Genomic DNA, 20,669 nt, shown 5'->3' on the forward strand with positions numbered 1-20,669 from the left:
ATTCAGAGATGTCAGGTACTTCGGCTAACACCGTATTCACGCATCGCAGCCTGACGGCTGCTCGGTTCGCCCGGGGCATTTTGAGAAAGAAGATTCAGGCGGACAACCCTGCGACTTCGTCGCCTTAAGCCTCTCGGGTTCGTGAATACAGAGAACGTTATGCGCAATTACATTATGTGCTTTTCTAATTAGCTAGTAAGGAGAACATGATGGAGATGGATAAAATTAATAAAGCTCTGAAGTTAATAGAAGCTAGTGCGAGTATTACAGGTAGCGCAGTGGGTGTAGCAGCTGGAGGACTGTTGGCAGGACCGCCTGGAGCGTTTGCGGGTGCTTTAGCGGGGGCGTCAATTACTGAGATCTTAAAATATATAGGAAGTGAGATGTACGATAGGAAACTATCAATGGGCGAACGTGAAATGGCTAGAATTGGGGCTGCTCTAGTCTATTCAATAGAAAAGATTCATTCAAACGTCATGCTTGGCTTAAGGGTAAGAGAAGATGATTTCTTTTCTAAGACAGACAAGTCAAAGTTATCAAAAGCTGAAGAGCTTTTGGAAGGTACATTGTCTAAAGCAAAGAGCTGTTATGAAGAGAAAAAGGTTAAGTACATTGGTAATATATACGGTAATCTTCCCTTTTTTGCATTTATTGATAGTTATATGGCTTATCAACTAATTAACTTTGCAGAGAGACTCACTTATAGACAGCTATGTATAATGGCAATGATTAAGAAAATAGAGGAGTACAATCTCTCACAGGAAGATTACAGAGGAAGCAAACAAATTAACGTGCAGCTTGCCTTTTTACTTAGAGAAATTGTTGAGTTAATGGATTTAAATCTAGGACATGTAATCCAAAAAAACAATACGGATTCTGAAGTGATTTTTGGACTTACAGATATATCACCAGGAAGATTGAGATTAAACCCACTCGGAAACTCGTTGTATTTGGTAATGAGTTTAGATGAAATTGAAGATGAAGATATTAATCGTGTGGTTAGTTTGTTTAGGTAACTGCGCATAACACAGGATTCCCTCAACTTCGCCAACATGAAAGCGGGATGACGCTGCGGGAATCCTTAAACGTTAGGTGAAATACGGCTGTTTGGTGAACGTAAGGAGTTGTGAATAGATGGACTATGATGAAAAGGTTCTTTCCAGGCAATATCCCGTAGTTAAAGATTTTGTCTACCATTATATTGCTTATCGAGAGTTAAATAATGCTTATAAAGAATTTACTAAGTCAACGGACTTTTGGATTTTTACAATGAATGCGCATCTATTGCAGGCGGCAATTTGTTGGTGTATGGTCTTTGGTTCTGATAGATCGAACCCTATACATTGGAAAAATCTAAATATCAATGAAAAGGATAATCTGTCGAACTGGTTTCGTAGCGAGCTTACGGAGTATTTAAATATAGATGAGGAAGAATGGGAAAGTTATTGGAAAAGTATGGTTACCTTTAGAAATAGGTTTGTTGCTCATCGAGAGTTAACTTTTCAAGACCCTGTCCCATATTTTGAAACTGCATATAAGGTTGCACTATTTTATGATCAGTGGGTTAGGAAAATAGTGTATCCTGATTTATTTGACTTAATTGATCTTGAAGAAGTAGCGAATAAATTTAGAGTCCAGACAAGTGAATTAGTTGAAAGGGTTAGGGCGGGCATCTAGGGAGCCCTACTTCACCTAACAGCGAATTCCCGACATTTAGAGGATAATTCGAGCGGGTTGGGACGCGTCGGGAATTCACGGGACGTTATCGGAAAGATGAGGCAAGGCCGCCGCATCCTGCGACGGATTATCAAGAGAGAGCATTATGAATTGAAAAGGTGATGTTCATGAGAATACAAAAGATACTTAATGAACAGCAACTCAAGGCGGTATGTGATGTTATAGCAGATACAAACCGAGGACTTACAAAAACAGAGTTGTCAAGGTTACTGGAACAGTGTCAAATTCAACTTGTTGACGATGGGAAGTCTAGTAATGGTTATACATATACAATAGGATTAAACAAGAGGGACTGGCTTTATAATTGTTTCGTAAATGAAATCAATAAACGGCATACATTTGAAAGAATATATTTATTTATCGAGAAAGTACTAAATCCAGTCGCGTATACGAGTGAATCCAGTAGAGAAAAGTATAATTTTCTTTTTGAAGGAACAAATAAAGCGCTATTGATGGCAGGATTATCCGTGTCCAAAGAGGGAGTACTTAATGAGGTTGTGGAAGCTAAAACTCTTGATGAGGTTGATAGGCGAGTAAATAATCTAAGAAGACATCTTTATAATAGAGCCATTCACCACGAGGTCGAGAAATATTGCATCAAGGATTACTTACAAAAGGATTATTATGATGCTGTATTTGAAGCGGCTAAGGGTTTAGCAGAACGGGTTCGTCAAATTACTGGTTTAACTTCGGATGGTTCTGCATTGTTCCAAAAAGCTTTTGCAAAGAATGACCCCTATATCTTTTTCAATTCACTGAAGACTGAAAGTGAAATTAATGAGTATACAGGATTAAAAGAACTATTAGAATCGATATTTCATTTGGTTAGAAATCCTGCAGCACATACCCCAAAAGTAAACTGGAAAATGGATGAAACAAAGGCTTTAGATATTTTAACGTTGATATCTTTTTCGCATAAATATTTAGATGAATGCCATAAAGTGCCTAGGAGTTAGTTGGAATAATTGCTAAAGGGTGCGACGTCCTGTCGCACTCTGGCTTCGGGGGCCTCATCCTTCCGATAACAAGGTGTTCCCGTAACTTCGTTAATATGAATATAGTATGACGATGCGGAAACACCTAGAACGTTATCTGAAAGATCAGAAGAAACAGGGTGATAATATGAGATTGTTTAAAGCAAGTTGTGATTATCTAGAAGCGGAAAGTGAATGATTGTTGGGCATTTGTTTGGAGAATTGAAGCAAAAAGAAAGGGATGTAGTATTTTACGAATGATTAGAATATAATAATAGAAAAAGGGGAGTTGTTATTCATGCCAAATATCAAACCCATCTCCGATTTAAGGAATTACAATGAAGTTCTACGTGATATTGCCATAGGTAAACCAGTATCTTTAACTAAAAATGGTAGAGGAAAATTTGCCATTGTCGATATTAATGAATATGAAAAATTAAAGGCTTCGCTGAAGCTGATGTCACAGCTTGTCCAGGGAGAGTTCGCTGGAAAAGAAAAAGGATGGATGACTATCGAGGAAGTGGAAGCAGAATTGGGTATCTGAGCATCCTGGCATACCCCAAAGTATAGTTGCTGTACATATCTTATTTTACTATAGTAGATCCCTTTTGGAAATTAATCTCTTCTCTTTATCTGATAGTGAACTGTTTTGCTAGAATAGTCTATACCCTAGAAAACCCCGTCTGAGTTCACTAAAATTGTGGTATAATAAAACAAATAATGTAAAAAAGAGGGATGTACTTGGAACGATATAGACAGATTATTCAGCTATGGCAGTCTTACAAAATTACATCTGCTGCTGATTTAGATAAATATCTTGATAGCTTTCGAATCCTATTTGCGTTTCATTCTGGGAAAATAGAAAACGAAGAAGTTACCTATCATGATACAAGGGAAATTTTTGAAAATGGTAGAGTGGTTAACTATACAGGAAGCCCTCGTGCCTTATTTGAACAACAAAATCAAAAGTTATGTTACGAGGTATTGAAAGAAAAAATTGTACAGAAGGAGCCCCTTAGCATAGAGTTAGTCAAGGAGATTCATAAGGTTCTTACAAGTGGAACATATGATGAGCGTAGGTATATTGCAAATCTAGAGCGACCTGGCGAGTTTAAAAAGCATGATTATGTAACTGGATTCTATGAGGTTGGTTCCGCTGTGGAAAATGTGGAAAGAGAAATGGAAGAGTTGATTGCAGAAGTAAACGATTATGAGGGAAAGGATGCCTTAAAGGCTGCAACTTATCTTCACGCAAGGTTTGAGTTTATCCATCCCTTTGCTGACGGTAATGGACGTGTCGGCAGAACGCTTATGAACTATTATCTCATGATACATAATCACCCGCCCCTTATCGTCTATGACGAAGATAAGCGGATATATTATGAGTGCCTGCAAAAATATGATGAAACTGAGGATCTAAACCCTTTGTATGAGTTTTTCAAATATGAAGTGGAAAAAACATGGGAAAAGACGTTGGCACTTGCCAATGGCATAAATCAGGAGCGCAAAGGCTTGTCAGAATTAGAGGATAAACTTTTTTAGGGGTGAAGCGTGTTGGAGAAGAAAATAAAGGAACTTACCCTTTTGCTTATGTATCTTACTTCATGGAACGAAGATATAGGACTCGGTGAAGTTAGAAGCACATGGAAAGGATATCCCTTTGATACAATTAACGAATTAACAGATGAAGGCTTGATTTACGGAAGTCATCGTTCAAAGTCAGTGTCTTTTACTGATGAAGGAATCAAGGCAGCAGAAGAATTAGTAAGGAAATATTTATCCAAACCAGTTTGTTAAATTTGAAATTCTAAGTTCAAATATTAGCGATGGAAAAGAATACGTTGAAGAAATTGCAGTGATCGGACCTGTTTCAGATCAAAAAGCTACAAGACATTGTTGATGATATTGGTATTAGAGTTACCATTGAAGATGAAATTGTCACTTCATATGGAATAGGTGGCAAAGAGCATTCTTTTGTAAAAATTGTGGATTCTATTAAAATTGGGGAATTTCAAATAAATAATGTTTATCTAGATTTTTCGTCATTAGAGATCACGATATTAATGGTTTGTTAGGTTTAGATATATTGATAAAAGGTGGATATATTGTTGACACCACAAAGATTAACTGTTAGATTTATAAGTAAATTATATGTTTATTTTTAGGAATGTTACCGATAGGGCATAACCTGATTTATTTTGATTACACTAGACGTGTGTTCAAAACAAATCAGGTTTTTTTGCTAAATGTGAAATTTTAACTTTTCTTAGTCTATCCATCATTTAAGAAAGGACGTGTTATTCATGTCAAATTACACATTTCCAAAGGATTTTTTATGGGGAGGAGCTATAGCTGCTAATCAATCTGAAGGAGCTTATTTAGAAGATGGTAAAGGATTAACTAATGTCGATCTATTACCAACTGGGGATAAAAGAAGAGATATAATGAAAGGTTATGTTCCATCTTTAAAGCCTCTAAAAGATGAATTTTATCCATCACATGAAGCGATAGACTTCTATCACCGCTATAAAGAGGATATTGCTTTATTTGCTGAGATGGGCTTTAAAGTACTCCGTGTTTCTATTGCCTGGTCACGTATTTTTCCAACAGGCGAAGATGAAACACCAAATGAAGCGGGCTTGAAGTTTTATGATGATCTATTTGATGAATTGCTCAAAAACAGCATTCAACCAGTCGTAACTTTAGCACACTTTGATGTACCAGTGAACTTAATTGAAAAATACGGAAGCTGGAGAAGCAGAGAGCTTGTCTATCTTTTTGAAAGATACGCAAAAACTGTTTTTAGCCGTTATAAAGATAAAGTAAAATATTGGATGACCTTTAACGAGATTAATATGCTTTTACATTTACCATTCTTAGCAGCAGGCCTTATTTTTAAAGAAGAAGGGAATAAAAAACAAATTCAATACCAAGCAGCACATCATCAGCTCGTAGCGAGTGCATTAGCTGTAAAAACATGTCACGAAATAATTCCAGATGCAAAAATTGGCTGCATGCTAGCTGCTGGTACCTTCTATCCTTATACATGTAATCCAGAAGATGTATTTCATGCCCTCGAAAAAGACCGTGAATCCTACTTCTTTATCGATGTTCAGTCACGTGGGAAGTACCCTGGGTATGCTAAACGTTTCTTCAAAGATCATCATTTGAATATCGAAATGAAACCGGAAGACGAAGAAATTTTAAAGAATCATACTGTAGATTTTATAGGATTTAGTTATTATTCAAGTCGTACAACGAGTACCGATCCGGAAGTTATTAAAAATATGACAAGTGGTAACGTATTTGGCTCAGTTTCAAACCCTTATCTCGAAAAGTCTGAATGGGGATGGACAATTGATCCAAAAGGCTTCCGCATCACGGCAAACCAACTGTATGACCGTTATCAAAAGCCTTTATTTGTTGTGGAAAATGGACTAGGCGCGGTTGATGAAGTAACGGAGGATGGAAAGATCAACGACGATTATAGAATCGACTACTTAAAGCAACACATCGCAGAAATGGCTGAAGCAATTCAAGATGGTGTTGAGATTATAGGCTATACAAGTTGGGGGCCGATTGACATCGTTAGTGCTTCTACTGGTGAAATGAAAAAACGATATGGTTATATTTACGTTGATCGTGACAATAAAGGAAAAGGAACGTTAAAAAGAATCAAAAAGAAAAGCTTCTATTGGTATAAAAGCGTGATTGAGTCAAATGGGGAAAATTTATGAAAGCGTTGACACTGTCTAAAAGTGAAGGTATACTGAAATCAAATTAATAAATATTATTTAGGGTTGTTACTGGTACGCAGGCAAAACCTAAGTCACTAAATTTTTTAAGATCAAAACTGATCTTATTTATTTAGTTATGACTTAGGTTATTTTTATTCAAAAAGATTTTTTTCATAAATCTATTAAATCGTTTGCAATCAGTAAAGAGAGGAGGGAAATCCTATGAAAATAGCAAAAGTTATTAACAATAATGTTGTAAGCGTTATTCAAAATGGTGAAGAATTAGTTATTATGGGAAGAGGAATTGCTTTTCAGAAAAAACCTGGTGAAGAAGTGGAAAAAGAGAAGATTCAAAAAATCTTTGCTTTGAAGAATAAACAAACATCGGATAACTTTAAAATGCTACTTCGTGAAGTTCCTATTGAGCTAATGGTTGTAGTCGAAGAAGTTATTCAATATGCTAAAAATATATTAGGGAAAAATTTAAACGAGAACATTTATGTTTCTTTAACTGACCATATTAATTTCGCAATGGAACGGCATCAAAAAGGAGCACAGATAAAAAATTCATTATTATGGGAAATTAAGCATCTCTATAAAGAAGAATTTTTAATAGGATTAAAAGCATTAGAACAAATAAATGAAAAGTTTAATATTTCTTTACCTGAAGATGAAGCAGGTTTCATCGCTATTCATATCATTACTGCAGAAATGAATGAAGATGTTACAAATACGATGAATATTACTAAATTTATTCAACAAATCATTAATATCGTCAAGTATCATTTTAAAGTGGAATTCGATGAAGATTCTTTAAACTATTATCGGTTTATTACCCATTTAAAGTTTTTCGCCCAAAGGGTTTTTAAAGGAACCCATTATGAAAACGATGATGATTATTTATATATTATGATTAAACAAAAGCATAAAGAAGCAGCAAGATGTACTGAAAAGATTAAGGATTATATTAAAAAAGAATATAACCATGATCTAACGAATGAAGAAATGCTATATTTAACGATTCATATTGAACGGGTAGTTAATAGAAAAGAATCTTAAAATTAGTTTACAAAAATAGCTAAGTAGAATTTCAAAATGATAGCGTTGACAAAATGGATTCATTAAGATATAATGAAAATATAGTAAAAAAATGAATAAATTAACATTTAGGATTGTAACTGTTTATTCAGGCAAAACCTAAGTCACGAAAATAGGTTAGGCAAAATTGTCTACTATTTTTGATGGCTTAGGTTTTTTTTACCAAAATAAAAAACCTTGGGGGTGTAATTATGAGCTACGAAAAATTAGCCAAAGAAATTTTAGAGCTAGTAGGTGGTGAGAAGAACGTTATATCAGTCGTTCATTGTGCAACTCGCTTACGTTTTGTTTTAAAAGACAAATCAAAAGCAAACAAAGAAAAATTGGAAAATACTGAAGGGGTCATCACTGTTAAAGAAAGTGGTGGACAATTCCAAGTCGTTATTGGAAATACTGTTCCAGAGGTCTACAATGCATTAGGAAAAATATCTAATCTATTAAGCGATTCTAAAAGAACAGATGGTTCAAAAGAAGGGAAAAAGGGAAATATATTTGGACGTATTGTAGACGTAATCTCTAGTATTTTTGCTCCATTGCTCGGAGTAATGGCAGGAGCCGGGATTTTAAAAGGTTTATTATTAATTACAAGTAATCTAGGTTGGTTAAATAACACTGACACAACTTATACCATATTATATGCCGCAGCTGATAGTTTGTTTTATTTCTTACCATTATTGTTAGCGGTAACAACCGCTAGAAAATTTGAAGGAAATGTATTTACTGCATTAACCATCGCAGGTGCATTGCTATATCCTTCCATTGTGAATCTCAAGGCGGAAGGTGTTGCCACAACGTTTTTTGGTATTCCTGTAACGATGATGAGTTACTCATCTACTGTTATACCGATTATTTTATCTGTCATTGTAATGAGTAAACTTGAAAAAGTATGTAATCGGTATATCCATGAAAGTGTAAAAAATTTTGTTACACCGTTAATTTCTCTAGTTGTTATGGTTCCTCTAACTTTAATTGTCTTTGGGCCAATTGGTGTTAATATCGGGAATGCGATCGCAGCTGGTCTAGTCGCAGCATTTGGATTTAATCCGATGTTGGCTGGTGCTTTATTAGGTGCTAGTTGGCAGTTACTTGTTATATTTGGAGTTCACTGGGGTTTGATTCCAGTATTTATCAATAACATTGCCGTTTACGGAAGAGATGGGGTTAAGCCAGCAGCTACAGCATCAGTTTTTGCACAGGCAGGTGCAGCGTTTGGTGTTTTTCTTAAAACGAAGAATAAAAAGTTAAAAGCATTGGCAGGATCTACTACAATTACTGCGCTATTTGGAATTACAGAACCTGCCGTATATGGTGTAACCTTACGATTAAAACGTCCATTTATTGCAGGGATTATTGGTGGGACTGTTGGTGGAGCGATTATTGGCCAAGCTGGAACTCAAGCATTTGCCTCCGGTGCACCTGGACTCTTAAAACTGCCAATATTCTACGGCCCTGGCGGACAAGGATTTATGGGTCTAATCATTGGCATCGTAGTAGCATTCGTAGTTTCAGCAACATTAACATACATTTTAGGGTTTGAAGATCCAGTTGAATTAGATGAACCTATAAAAGCGCCAAAAGAAACAAAAGAAAAATCCGATGAGAAAGTATTTAGTCCGCTAGATGGCAAAGTGATTGCATTATCTAAAGTTCCAGATTCAGCATTTTCATCAGAAGCAATGGGCAAAGGAATTGCGATTGAACCAAAATCTGGGAGAGTTGTTTCGCCGGTCAATGGTACCGTTTCAGTTGCTTTCAAAACAAAACATGCGATTGGTCTTGTTTCAGATCATGGAGCAGAAATCTTAATCCATGTTGGAATTGATACAGTTCAACTAGAAGGTAAGTATTTTACTTTTCACGTAAAACAAGGTGATCAAGTAAAAGTAGGCGATCTACTAGTAGAATTTGATATTGATAAAATTAAAGAAGCAGGGTATGAAGTTGTAACACCAATCATTGTAACGAATTCAGCGAATTATAAAGAGGTTACAACAACTTCAAAAAAGGCTGTAAATGAACAAGAAATGCTACTCGGTCTTAACCTATATGGCAGTGAGAAAGGAAATATCGCTTAAATTTCCAAGTTTAAAAAATAGGGTGTCCTAAATTATTTAGGTACACCCTATTCTCTTTTTAAATAGTAGATTTATCAGCTTTAAAAATGATTCTGGCATCTTTCCTTGCAGCATCTAATACTTTCATGACGGAATAGCTATAATCTAATAAATCATAGCAATGCTTGAAATCTTTTTTCTTATAGATTTCGTTAAACACCGACAGTTCATAATATAATTTATTCGTATTTGTTTGTTCATTCAGCTCGATTTCATTGTCTTCTGTTGAGATTAGGATCTTTCGGCAATACAGGATTAAATACATTTGGTGTCTCACCATTAAGAAGTTGGTTATCTCTACTAGAATACTGGCTGTAATTACACTGGATAAACCTAATTTGCCCGACAACCTTCATCGAATTCTTCTCCTTAAATATTACATTTTTAATATTGTACGCTAGAAACAATAATATCAATAATTCCCAACATAGTATAACTAATTAGACATGATGTCGCAATATTACGAATCACGTTTCATGAAATCCAATTAAAGTCGGAGGGATTATATGTCAAAGGAAGTAATACTAGGTGTTCAAAAATTAGGTTTTCAATGGGAGACGGAAGATCCATTTTTAATGACGATGTATCATAAAGACAACTATCCAGAGGGAAATGATGAACAAGGCTCTAATACTTCATTGGATGGAAGGAATCTTGGGAATGATTTTACTTTGCGTGATGGCTTTAGAATGTATCATGGTACTACCGTTCCAGGATTTCCTGTACATCCTCATTAAGGTTTTGAAACAGAAACGATTGTTCTTAAAGGGCTTGTGGATCATTTTGATTCAAAAGGTTCATCAGGTCGCTATGGAGAAGGGGATGTACAGTGACTTACAACAGGAAGTAGTTGCCAGCATTCAGAGATGTTTCCTCTCGTCCATAAAGATAAACCGAATCCACTTGAACTCTTTTAAATTTGGATCAATCTTCCAGTAAAAAGTAAAATGGCTGAACCAGAATATAGGATGCTTTGGGCAAAGGACATTCCTGAGGTACAATCCATTGATTCAAATGGTAGTATTAAGAAAAGATGAATTCATTATAATAAAAGGAGAGCTTTATATAAAATGAAAACTGAAAAAGAAAAAATGTTAAATGGTGAACTTTACAATCCAGCTGACCCAGAATTACTAAAAGAAAGATTAAACGCTCGAAGATTAACAAGATTATTCAATCAAACACTAGAAACGGATGAAAACAAGAGAACTGAACTATTAAAAGAACTGTTCGGTTCAACTGGAAAAAGTTTATTCATAGAACCAACGTTTCGATGTGATTATGGCTACAACATACATGTTGGTGAGAATTTCTTTGCTAACTTTGATTGTGTTTTTTTGGATGTTTGTGAAATTCGAATAGGTGATAACTGTTTTATTGCACCAGGAGTACATATATACACAGCGACTCATCCATTAAATGCGAATGAAAGAATTTCGGGTGTAGAATACGGAAAACCGGTAAATATCGGCCACAATGTCTGGATTGGTGGGAAAGCTATTATAAACCCTGGGGTTAATATAGGTAATAATGTCGTTATTGCTTCAGGTGCGGTCGTAACAAAAGATGTACCAGATAATGTTGTGGTAGGTGGAAACCCAGCGAAAATAATTAAACAAATTAACTCATGAGAAGAATATCAAAAAAATGATTAAATGGAGTGAAGGAATTGGCTACCTTAACCGTGTGGTGGATGCTCATTACAGCATTTGGCGTATAAAGGTCAATTAGAGGCAAAACGAGAATTGGTTAAGGAAGCAATTGAAAAATATACGAATCTTCAAGATATAGAGATTCGGCTGACGATTGGAAAAGCGGAAGAATTATTACCAAAGTGGGTGAAAAATGGATTTCAAATTGAGTTATTAATTGTTGATCCACCAAGAACAGGTCTAGACCCAAAATTGCTTAAGATGATTATTCAAGTAAAACCTAAACGTTTTATCTATGTTTCTTATAATCCTTCTACCCTAGGAAAAGATTTATCTATTCTGTTAAAGGAAGGGTATAAAGTGAAATATATTCAACCAGTCGATATTCCCGCAGACGACACATGTGGATAATTCGCAAAGAAAACAGCTTAAAAACCACTATAGCAGTTACGCTTGATATAAAACGCAATATATACGATTTTGAAACTGAAAAAACAGAGCTGTTTTTTACCCTAAAATGATGATAAACCACTAATAAAAAACTAAGATTTTTTTAAAAAATGCTCAGTTAAAGTTGATGTTTTATAATATTGTTAGTGAGCATTCGTTTGAGTATGCGAATTAAAATTGAGGTGGTTAATTCTGTTTTTAATTCTTATTCATCGCCATTTGATAGGTTAAGTCAGAGGGATTTCCAAAACTTTGCTAATATAGGGGAGCAACTGTTTCTTCTTTATGATGAGGGCTACATAACTGTCGGCGAAATAATAGATTGTTACATAGAATCGGCTATCAAGGGCGGTTGGCTCATCTCCAGAGAGGAGGTGATGCTATGGAAGTAAAGGACGCTTTAATTCTGATGTTCATGTTCGGCATGTTCATCTTAGCTTACTTTCCTACTTGAAAAACAAGTAGACCTCCCTTGAGCTCGGAAAGCTTGGAGGTCTACCATCCACTTTCTATAGGTCGAACGCCTTTGAGGCAATCTATTGTAAGACCGTAGATCCTGCAACATCTGCGGTCTTTATAAGTTTATGTCAAAAAACTGATATATAAACTATCTCTAGAATCATTTTATCATAAAAAAATTTAATTGGAAATGATTGAATTTACATTAGAAAATGTATTTTTGATCTGTATTAAGATATAATATCAGTATATAGAAAATTAGATATCGGAAATGAGAAGAGGGATCAAAAATAGTTACTTTTAATAAAATTGAAGAACTGTTACACCAGTTAAATTCATATAGACCTCTAAATGAGGGTGAGTTATTGAGATTAAGAGAAGAATTTTTAATAAACTTCACTTATAACTCCAATGCCATTGAAGGTAATTCTCTTACACTACAGGAAACAGCCCTAATAATAAAAGAGGGTATTACAATCGATAAAAAGCCTTTGAAAGATCATTTGGAGGCAGTGGGTCATAAAGAGGCTTATTTATATGTTGAGGAATTAGTACAGAAAAAAGTTCCAATATCCGAGAAGGTAATTAAGGAAATTCACAGCCTTGTTTTGATGGATAGACGGGCAGATAGAGGAATATACAGGCGTGTACCAGTAACCATTATGGGGGCTATTCATACACCTCCTGAGCCATATCTTGTGCCGGTACAAATGGAACAGCTTATAATGCATTATGAGCAATTGTCATCTCTCCACGTTGTTGAACGGACGGCAATATTTCATTTGGAATTTGAAACCATTCATCCATTTATTGATGGTAATGGTAGGACTGGACGTTTGCTTTTAAATCTTGAGCTGATGAAAGAGGGTTATCCTCCCATCAATATTAAATATGGCGACCGTAAACGTTATTATAATTGTTTTACAAGCTATCACACGAACGGAAAGGACCCTTCAGAGATGGTTTCCCTTATTAGCCAATACCTTGAGGAGGAACTTTCAAGATATGTTGAGATTGTAAGAATCGCCAATGAAATTCGTTAAAACCGGTAGTATTTACTATCGGTTTTGTTGTTATTCTTCTCAAATAGTATGCAATGTCAATTATAAGAAGTAATAATTTGCCAACGGTTACCTCCTATTCCTGTGTGGTACCGTTGGTATTTTTTATATCTTCTTCTGTCTTTATGATTTTTTCTTGTAACATTTATTAATATTATCAAAAAATATTTTCAAAATTTAGCAAAAGTAAGGTAATATTCCTTCAGTATAATTGGCTTCGAAAGGAGGGAAGGTTTAAAATCTTTGGGAGAGGTGATAGCAGTGTAGCAAACCAAAAAGGGATTTAACGTGAAAATTTCAGACGAAGGGAAAAACAGATTTGAGGCCCTGAAGGGCAAGAGTGTTTCCTAAATAAAAGTTAAGGAGGATAAATTTATGTTTGTGTTAAAAAATGAATTAGTAAAGATTACCATGGGTTTTATGGTTGCATCTATTCCGACCTTCATGACCATCATGCCTGTCAGCGCTGCAGATTTTCACCCCAATTCTGACCTAAAGGAGCATGCTGCAGCACAGATCACTGTCATGGAGGATGGGAAAACAAGACAAATATTAGTTGAACCAAGATCCACCGCACCAATAGATGAAGGACAAGCGGTAGATGAAGAAAGCACCGCTCCCGCCGGCCAAGAGAGTGTGCAAAATAGATTCTACAGCGGGCTCCTTAACTCATACGACAGATTACTGAGCATCTACGAACGGTTATTAGATTTTTTTGGAATGACCGCCACTAACTAATTTACTTTAATAACACAATATTACCAGTTCATGACGTCCGGCACAGGGAGTAGATTCCCGTCGCCGGGCGTTTAATGCTTCACCTTAATACGACATTAGCCAATCAGCAGATGCACAGCTCAATAAATTGACGGTAAGACTACAGAAGATACAAGGCGAAAGCTACAGAATGGAAGAAGAAAGAGCCCGGCTGTTTGCGGAAATATCGCATGAGTTGCGTACCCCTCTTACTTCTGTTCAGGGCTTTGTTGAGGCTATCCGCGATGGTATGGTGCAAGACGAAGCGCTACAGGAGAAGTATTTGGAGACGATTTATACTCAAACGGTGCATATTACCAGGTTGGTAGATGATATATTGTCATTAAGCCGCCTGGAAAGCGGGAATATAACCGTAGAAAAACTGCCGGTGGACTTGATCGCTCTGGCTCAAGGGGTGGTCATGTCCATGGAGGGTTTGGCCAATAGCAAAAATATCTCGATGGTGTTAGAGAAAAAAACAGAGAATGCTATCATGGTAGGGGACGTTGACCGGATGGAACAGATTATTAGGAATCTGCTGAAGAATGCTGTCAGAGCCACGGAGAATGGTACCATCAGGGTTAGCGTGGAATCCCGGCAAGATGAAGTGATACTAACCATTGAGGCTAATGGTATTGGCATACCGCCTGATGACCTGCCGCACATTTGGGACAGGTTTTATCGAGTAAAAAACCAGCGCAATAGTAACATGCAGGAAAAAGGGACTGGTCTGGGACTGGTGATTGTGAAAAAGCTAGTTCAATTACAAGGCGGGAAGATAGATGTTGCAAGCCAATTAGGAAAGGGAACGACTTTTACCATCAGTTTTCCTTCTTTTACATCGAAATAGGTAATTTCCCTTGTTAATAAAAGAAATACCAACGGTTACCTGCTATTGCTGTACGGAAAACCGTTGGTATTTCTTTTATTTGTAACAATTATTAACATTATCGCAAAGTATTTTCAATGTTTGGTAAAATCCAGTCAATATTTCTCCGGTATAATTGCCTGTGAAAAAGGGAAGGTATCTCCAAGGAGGTTTATACCTTTGTAGGAGGGTTGAGGGTGACAAAGGATACATAGTTAGGGAAAAGGCTTATGAAAGGGGAAATAATATGGTTTTAAATAAGGGATTTATGGTCATAATGGCAATTTTTGTATTAGGAGCTGTTTTATTGACTGACTGTATAGGTGGCACCGGGGGAGAAACTGAGCTAGAGAGGGAAGCCGGGGTAACCGATTTCAGCGCTAGCGCCAACGAAGAGAAAGCAGTGGCTGGAGAAGAAGATGCTCCCGTTGACGAAGAGGAAGTGGGTGAGTCCCAGGCTATTGCTACTACCAGTGGTACGTTAAAGGCGATCAATGCTGTTGACGGTACAGTTACGATAGCTACCGAAAGTGATAATGAACTGGTACTTAAGATTACTAGCGGGAGCAAGATTTTTGTAAGCGAATCTCTTCCGCCTCTTACTCAATTAGATACTGTAATTGGTTCCAAAGTTAGCGCGGAATACCATGCTGAGACAAAAACCGTGATGGTTATATATATCCAGGACTAGAGCAACATATCTCTTAAAAAAAATTAAGAATAACACAAAAAGTACGCAGCATTAGCAAAGTGAAGGATACGTTTCCAACTCTAATTTTTTTTAAGGATTCCCTTTTATTCTTTTCCCCTGTTGGAGTACCACCTGGAATACTGGAAAAACTTTCAACTTCTTTAAGCTTTACTCCTACATATTTGTTATGCTGGATGGGAATATTAAGCAGTACCCATAATTATTAAGGGCGAACATATTGGTACTATTATGTTGTACAAAAAAGATAGGAGTGAGGTATATTGTCTACAAAAATTATAATTAGTCCAGGAAAATATATTCAAGGAAATGGAGAATTAGCCCATATTGAGAACTACACAAAAAATTATGGCAGAAAACCTTTTATCATTGCCGATGAATTTGTTACAGGTTTAACAAAAGACATTGTAGATAAAAGTTATAAAGCAAACAATGCAGAGTATGTGATGGAATTATTTAAGGGTGAATGTTCAAAAGTAGAAATTAATCGTTTAAAAGCCCTAGCAGAAGAAAAGGGTTGTGATATGGTTGTTGGTATTGGTGGGGGGAAAACTCTTGATACAGCTAAAGCCATTGCGTTTTATATTGGTTGTCCGGTGATAGTTGTTCCTACAATTGCATCTACGGATGCACCATGTAGCGCCCTTGCAGTGCTTTATACAGAAGAAGGAACTTTTGATGAATATTTATTACTACCTACTAATCCTTCTGTAGTACTTATTGATACTCAAATCATTGCGGCAGCACCAGTGCGTTTATTGGTTGCAGGTATGGGAGACGCATTGGCAACCTATTTTGAAGCTAGAGCTTGTAAGCGTTCTAACGCAGTAACTATGGCAGGTGGTAATGTGACAGAAGGTGCCTTCGCTTTAGCAGAGTTATGTTACAAAACTTTAATTTCTGACGGCTTAAAAGCAAAATTAGTAGCGGAAAGTAAAATATCCAATAGTTCAGTTGAAAAAATTATTGAAGCGAATATATATTTGAGTGGTATCGGTTTTGAAAGTGGTGGTCTAGCAGCTGCACATGCTATTCATAACGGTTTAACTGTTCTTGAAGAGTGTCATCATTTATATCACGGTGAAAAAGTAGCTTTTGGTACATTAACACAATTAGTATTAGAAAATGCACCAATGGAAGAAATCAAAGAAGTGATAGAATTCTGTAAGAGTGTTGGTCTTCCAACTACTTTAGAGGATATGGGCGCACAAAACGTAACGGAAGAACAATTAAGAAAAGTAGCAGAAGCATCTGTAGCAGAGGGTGAAACAATTCATAATATGCCTTTTAACGTAACAGCTGATGATGTTTATGCAGCAATTTTAACAGCTGATAAATTAGGAAAGTATTTTAAATAATAGCAGGACGAAATGCTATCCTTCTATCCGTATATAGGTTTCATCACAACAGAACGAGTGAGATAGTTTATAAGGGTAGTGGTCAATAAGCTGTATTCCTGGAACCACAGCGTGGGCAAATTCGCCTCGGCATTGACCTCACCTCATCAAAAAAAGTTAGAGATTCAAAAAGAGAAATTAAAAAATATGAGAGATAAACAAGGTGTTCCAGAAAACTTAAATACTATATTGTTAATAGAATCGCATGTTCATCCTTACCTTACTTTCCTACCTAAAAAATAAGTAGACCTCCCTTGAGCCTGACAGCTACGGAGGTCTAACTTCTGTTACTGTTATGCCGATCGCCCTTGATGGCAATCTATTGTATGGACCGTAGATGCTACCAAATGTCTATATGAATATGATTAATATACTCCTTCAGCGAATGTTTTGTATGTCCATCTTTTCCAACGGTTTTTTCCGCGCAGATGAGTGAGTTTAATATAGACTCTTCTACGGTCTCGGCAACTGCCTTAAAAACGGGATCTATTTTATTATCGTTTAAGACTTTGATTTCGTATATATCCTTTTCTGCATAATGGTTTACCTTATTTGAAGTTGTAAAGGCAATAACAATATCTCCACTTCCATTACCTATGAAAGAACCTGTTCTTGAAAGACCCACCACTGCACGTTTGCATACCCTTTTAAGCTGTCTTTCGCTAAGCGGTATATCTGTGGCAATTATCATAACAATAGATCCCCTGTCTTGTTCTTCATCACTTCTGGAAAGCAATGATTTTATATTCTCACCTGCTTTAATTCCATTAATCAAAAGTTCTTCTCCTACTCCAAAATTTGATAAAACAAGGCTTCCAAGGATATAGTCTTTTCCATTAAGCTTTATAATCCTTGAAGAGGTACCCACGCCACCCTTAAGGCCAAGGCAGGACATGCCGGTTCCAGCACCTACAGAACCCTCTTCAAATTCAACTTCTGCATTCATTATGGCATCTATCACATGGGATTTTTCTACCTTTCGTTTTCTTATATCGTTTAAATACCCATCGTTACACTCGCATACCACTGGGTTTATAGTACCGGTTGTATTGCCTATGTCATCATTGTTACTAAGCATATATTCTACAACCCCATTAAAGGCAGTGCCAACGCTTAAGGTGTTGGTTAAAATGATAGGAGTTTCAATGGTTCCCATTTCATCTATCTGAATTAATCCAATAGACTTTCCAAAACCGTTGATAACAAAGCTCGCAGCCATAACCTTTTCTCTAAAAAGGTTTCCACCATGGGGAAGAATGGCAGTTACCCCTGTCTTAATTTCGCCATCATTAAGTGTAACATTGCCAACTCTTATACCTTCAATATCAGTAATGGAATTTAGTTTGCCAGGTTGCATTCGGCCAATGGTTATACCATAATCTCTAATTCGCTTTTGTGACTTCACTATAATCCCACCTAATATGTATGTAATAAACGGATTCGCTTTATAAGGTCATCTACTATTTCTAGAAAAATTATCACATAAACTTGTCTTAAAAGATAGATTTATTTTATCTGCGATACACGAGTAGATATCCATATTTTTCATGTCTGAGTGATTTTAATGGAAGAACTCAATTATCAACTCAATGAAATAGCTAGATCTTTATTTACGATTAAATGAATTCATTGATTTCAACGGGAAGAAAATTCCAGCAAGTACTGATCTCTTTTCCTTATTTGCTAATTTGCCAGCAGATCAACTACTCAAGATAAGCCAGTAAATGTGGATACGCTCAGCCAAACTCTGAATCAGGTTACGATTAGTTGGCAAATGACTTTGGTAGCTCTTGGGATCAATCTTATCTCGATGGTCATTATAATGATGATTGCAAAGCGTTCTCAGAAGTATTTTAAACAGCAGCAAGTCCAGTTGCATACTTGTCTTAATACGCTGTGAATCGTAGGTCCCCTAGGCCACTAAACATCTCCAATGATCTTCTTTAGTGTATTTAGCTGTTTTTTCTTTTAAAATTTTGTATGCATCACTGTTCCCCCAACGTTGTTTTATTTTTTCTTCGTACTGTTTTTGTTCTCCTTCTAAATGGTACAATGTTTCTTTGGGAGCTTTGTTGTAATTACTACGAAATCGTACAAAATGAGGAAGGTTTATACTGTAGAATGGATTTCTAAATTTAAGGGATAATAAATATGGAAACTACTTTTATTTTGTGATGCTTAAGCGTTAAGGAGAAGATTATGGAGAAAAAACATAAAGGACTGTCCGCATGGCAGCTTACAATGATGGCATTAGGGACTGTAATAGGAGGTTCATTTTTTCTAGGTTCGTCGGTAGCGATTCATGCTGCTGGACCTGCTATTTTAATATCCTATATCTTGGGAGGAGTACTCGTTTATTTTATACTCTTTGCCTTGTCTGAGATGACTGTAGCAAATCCTGATACAGGTTCTTTTCGTACCTTTGCAACACAAGCATTTGGTCCGGGAGCTGGATTTGTCGTTGGATGGGTATACTGGACAGGAATGGTTCTAGCCATGTCAAGTGAAGCCACTGCTGTATCCATTTTGGTACGTGAATGGATTCCAAATATATCCATTTCTTTGCTAGGAAGCTTAATAATAATTGGTGTTACGTTGCTTAATCTTTTAGGAGCTGATAAGCTAAGCAAGCTGGAAAGCGGTCTTGCTGCAGTAAAGTTATTAGCAATAGCTTCTTTTATCATAATCGCATTATTATTAATTATAGGAATATTTCCAGGGATTTCAACAATCGGTGCCGGAGAATTAGTTAGGGAACCTTTAATGCCTAGGGGAATAAAGGGGATTGCGGGAAGTATGCTTGTCGTAATTTTTTCCTATGCTGGCTTTGAAATCATTGGATTAGCTGCTTCAGAAACAGATAATCCTAAAAAAACGGTTCCTAAAGCAATTACTTATACCGTTTTGTCACTTGTAGGATTTTATATCCTTTCTATTGCTGTACTTCTTCCACTCATTCCTACAACCACGCTTAGTGAAGATGTAAGTCCAATGGTAGCAGCTTTGAATAGGTGGGGAATTGGGTGGGCAGGTACGGTTATTAATCTGGTACTGATAACAGCTATTCTTTCTACAATGTTGGCAGCCATGTTTGGACTTGGAAGAATGATGAGGTCTCTTGTTGATGATGGCCTAGCTCCTAAGTGGCTAAAAGATAAAAAGGATGTTCCTTATCGCGGAATATTATTTTCAGGTCTAGCTATGTTTTTAGGATTAAGTATTGGTTTTTTGCTTCCAAAAATTTATCTATTTTTAATAAGTTCAGGTGGTTTCGCATTACTTTTTACATATGTCATTATAATTGCTACTCATATACGCTTTCGTAAAAAGAATGGATGTCCTCCAGAAGGTAAGTGTCAGATGCCCGGATACCCATTAACCTCTTGGATTGTTTTATTAAGTATGGTTATGATTATTTTGAGTATGCCATTTATTTCAGGGCAGACATCAGGGCTTATAGCAGGAATTATAATGACCGCATTATATTCTTTCATTTATATTTCAATAAGATTGATGAAAAGTTCTCAAAAGAACAAAGAAGTTTATTTAAGCTTGAACAATAAGAAATATCAAACAAGATTATCAGCAGAATTCTCTAAGGAACTGACCGAAGAGATAAAGGAGAAGGAAAGAGATAAAAATAAATAATCAAAAAAA

At 36.2% G+C, this 20,669-nt stretch carries 21 protein-coding genes; 19 read left to right on the forward strand and 2 right to left on the reverse strand.

Annotated elements, in window-relative coordinates:
- Positions 1-209: 209 nt before the first annotated feature.
- From U473_RS00480 to U473_RS00520, 9 genes are all read left to right on the forward strand, one after another.
- Positions 210-1,016, forward strand: coding sequence for a hypothetical protein (locus tag U473_RS00480; RefSeq protein ID WP_068722389.1), 807 nt, complete (start codon positions 210-212; stop codon positions 1,014-1,016).
- A gap of 118 nt (positions 1,017-1,134) precedes the next feature.
- Positions 1,135-1,677: a hypothetical protein gene (locus U473_RS00485; RefSeq protein ID WP_068722392.1), complete on the forward strand. Its 543-nt coding sequence runs from the start codon at positions 1,135-1,137 to the stop codon at positions 1,675-1,677.
- A gap of 167 nt (positions 1,678-1,844) precedes the next feature.
- Positions 1,845-2,693, forward strand: coding sequence for a TIGR02391 family protein (locus U473_RS00490; protein WP_068722394.1), 849 nt, complete (start codon positions 1,845-1,847; stop codon positions 2,691-2,693).
- A gap of 316 nt (positions 2,694-3,009) precedes the next feature.
- Positions 3,010-3,255 carry a type II toxin-antitoxin system prevent-host-death family antitoxin gene (locus U473_RS00495; protein ID WP_068722396.1) on the forward strand — a complete coding sequence of 82 codons (246 nt, stop codon included), beginning with the start codon at positions 3,010-3,012 and terminating at the stop codon, positions 3,253-3,255.
- A 197-nt stretch (positions 3,256-3,452) separates the two neighbouring features.
- Entirely contained in the window at positions 3,453-4,253 is an 801-nt protein-coding gene (locus U473_RS00500) for a Fic family protein (RefSeq protein ID WP_068722398.1), read from the forward strand.
- A gap of 12 nt (positions 4,254-4,265) precedes the next feature.
- A complete protein-coding gene (locus U473_RS00505) occupies positions 4,266-4,508 on the forward strand; it encodes a DUF6429 family protein (RefSeq protein ID WP_201024118.1) in 243 nt (80 codons plus the stop codon).
- A gap of 506 nt (positions 4,509-5,014) precedes the next feature.
- Positions 5,015-6,448 carry a 6-phospho-beta-glucosidase gene (ascB, locus tag U473_RS00510; protein WP_068722401.1) on the forward strand — a complete coding sequence of 478 codons (1,434 nt, stop codon included), beginning with the start codon at positions 5,015-5,017 and terminating at the stop codon, positions 6,446-6,448.
- Positions 6,449-6,670: 222 nt separating this feature from the next.
- Positions 6,671-7,507, forward strand: coding sequence for a BglG family transcription antiterminator LicT (gene licT, locus U473_RS00515; protein WP_068722402.1), 837 nt, complete (start codon positions 6,671-6,673; stop codon positions 7,505-7,507).
- A gap of 230 nt (positions 7,508-7,737) precedes the next feature.
- Positions 7,738-9,621, forward strand: a complete 1,884-nt coding sequence (locus U473_RS00520; RefSeq protein ID WP_068722404.1) for a PTS beta-glucoside transporter subunit IIBCA — start codon at positions 7,738-7,740, stop codon at positions 9,619-9,621.
- A gap of 58 nt (positions 9,622-9,679) precedes the next feature.
- Here the strand turns inward: U473_RS00520 and U473_RS00525 are convergent, their stop codons facing one another.
- Complete coding sequence (locus tag U473_RS00525; RefSeq protein WP_153011964.1) at positions 9,680-10,009, reverse strand: hypothetical protein; 330 nt, start codon at positions 10,007-10,009, stop codon at positions 9,680-9,682.
- Between the two features lie 157 nt (positions 10,010-10,166).
- Between U473_RS00525 and U473_RS14855 the strand changes: the two genes are divergently transcribed.
- From U473_RS14855 to U473_RS00570, 9 genes are all read left to right on the forward strand, one after another.
- A complete protein-coding gene (locus U473_RS14855) occupies positions 10,167-10,397 on the forward strand; it encodes a hypothetical protein (protein WP_068722408.1) in 231 nt (76 codons plus the stop codon).
- Positions 10,398-10,730: 333 nt separating this feature from the next.
- Complete coding sequence (locus U473_RS00535; protein ID WP_068722410.1) at positions 10,731-11,291, forward strand: maltose acetyltransferase domain-containing protein; 561 nt, start codon at positions 10,731-10,733, stop codon at positions 11,289-11,291.
- Positions 11,292-11,369: 78 nt separating this feature from the next.
- A complete protein-coding gene (locus U473_RS00540; RefSeq protein ID WP_068722412.1) occupies positions 11,370-11,723 on the forward strand; it encodes a class I SAM-dependent RNA methyltransferase in 354 nt (117 codons plus the stop codon).
- Positions 11,724-12,144: 421 nt separating this feature from the next.
- Positions 12,145-12,216 carry a putative holin-like toxin gene (locus U473_RS15580; RefSeq protein WP_407701938.1) on the forward strand — a complete coding sequence of 24 codons (72 nt, stop codon included), beginning with the start codon at positions 12,145-12,147 and terminating at the stop codon, positions 12,214-12,216.
- Positions 12,217-12,586: 370 nt separating this feature from the next.
- Positions 12,587-13,264, forward strand: a complete 678-nt coding sequence (locus tag U473_RS00550; protein ID WP_235589045.1) for a Fic family protein — start codon at positions 12,587-12,589, stop codon at positions 13,262-13,264.
- Between the two features lie 393 nt (positions 13,265-13,657).
- Positions 13,658-14,020, forward strand: coding sequence for a hypothetical protein (locus tag U473_RS00555; RefSeq protein WP_068722418.1), 363 nt, complete (start codon positions 13,658-13,660; stop codon positions 14,018-14,020).
- Between the two features lie 169 nt (positions 14,021-14,189).
- Positions 14,190-14,888: a sensor histidine kinase gene (locus U473_RS00560; RefSeq protein ID WP_082732285.1), complete on the forward strand. Its 699-nt coding sequence runs from the start codon at positions 14,190-14,192 to the stop codon at positions 14,886-14,888.
- Between the two features lie 160 nt (positions 14,889-15,048).
- Complete coding sequence (locus U473_RS00565; RefSeq protein ID WP_153011965.1) at positions 15,049-15,597, forward strand: hypothetical protein; 549 nt, start codon at positions 15,049-15,051, stop codon at positions 15,595-15,597.
- A 281-nt stretch (positions 15,598-15,878) separates the two neighbouring features.
- Positions 15,879-16,973 (forward strand): glycerol dehydrogenase, encoded by a 1,095-nt coding sequence (locus U473_RS00570; RefSeq protein WP_068722422.1) that lies wholly within the window; start codon positions 15,879-15,881, stop codon positions 16,971-16,973.
- 379 nt (positions 16,974-17,352) lie between these two features.
- On the opposite strand, the gene U473_RS00575 is transcribed toward U473_RS00570, so the two are convergent.
- Positions 17,353-18,417, reverse strand: coding sequence for a DmpA family aminopeptidase (locus U473_RS00575; RefSeq protein WP_235589046.1), 1,065 nt, complete (start codon positions 18,415-18,417; stop codon positions 17,353-17,355).
- A gap of 794 nt (positions 18,418-19,211) precedes the next feature.
- On the opposite strand from U473_RS00575, the gene U473_RS00580 reads away from it, so the two are divergent.
- Positions 19,212-20,660: an amino acid permease gene (locus U473_RS00580; RefSeq protein WP_068722424.1), complete on the forward strand. Its 1,449-nt coding sequence runs from the start codon at positions 19,212-19,214 to the stop codon at positions 20,658-20,660.
- Positions 20,661-20,669: the final 9 nt, after the last annotated feature.

The sequence above is a fragment of the Tepidibacillus decaturensis genome, assembly GCF_001561915.1.
Lineage (GTDB): Bacteria > Bacillota > Bacilli > Tepidibacillales > Tepidibacillaceae > Tepidibacillus_B > Tepidibacillus_B infernus.

Bases quoted from the DNA above. Each gene is read 5' to 3' on its own strand.
- U473_RS00480 (WP_068722389.1), top strand. From the start codon at position 210: ATGGAGATGGATAAAATTAATAAAGCTCTGAAGTTAATAGAAGCTAGT.
- U473_RS14855 (WP_068722408.1), top strand. From the start codon at position 10,167: ATGTCAAAGGAAGTAATACTAGGTGTTCAAAAATTAGGTTTTCAATGG.
- U473_RS00495 (WP_068722396.1), top strand. From the start codon at position 3,010: ATGCCAAATATCAAACCCATCTCCGATTTAAGGAATTACAATGAAGTT.
- U473_RS00560 (WP_082732285.1), top strand. From the start codon at position 14,190: ATGGAAGAAGAAAGAGCCCGGCTGTTTGCGGAAATATCGCATGAGTTG.
- U473_RS00555 (WP_068722418.1), top strand. From the start codon at position 13,658: ATGTTTGTGTTAAAAAATGAATTAGTAAAGATTACCATGGGTTTTATG.
- licT (WP_068722402.1), top strand. From the start codon at position 6,671: ATGAAAATAGCAAAAGTTATTAACAATAATGTTGTAAGCGTTATTCAA.
- ascB (WP_068722401.1), top strand. From the start codon at position 5,015: ATGTCAAATTACACATTTCCAAAGGATTTTTTATGGGGAGGAGCTATA.
- U473_RS00520 (WP_068722404.1), top strand. From the start codon at position 7,738: ATGAGCTACGAAAAATTAGCCAAAGAAATTTTAGAGCTAGTAGGTGGT.
- U473_RS00580 (WP_068722424.1), top strand. From the start codon at position 19,212: ATGGAGAAAAAACATAAAGGACTGTCCGCATGGCAGCTTACAATGATG.
- U473_RS00535 (WP_068722410.1), top strand. From the start codon at position 10,731: ATGAAAACTGAAAAAGAAAAAATGTTAAATGGTGAACTTTACAATCCA.
- U473_RS00485 (WP_068722392.1), top strand. From the start codon at position 1,135: ATGGACTATGATGAAAAGGTTCTTTCCAGGCAATATCCCGTAGTTAAA.
- U473_RS00490 (WP_068722394.1), top strand. From the start codon at position 1,845: ATGAGAATACAAAAGATACTTAATGAACAGCAACTCAAGGCGGTATGT.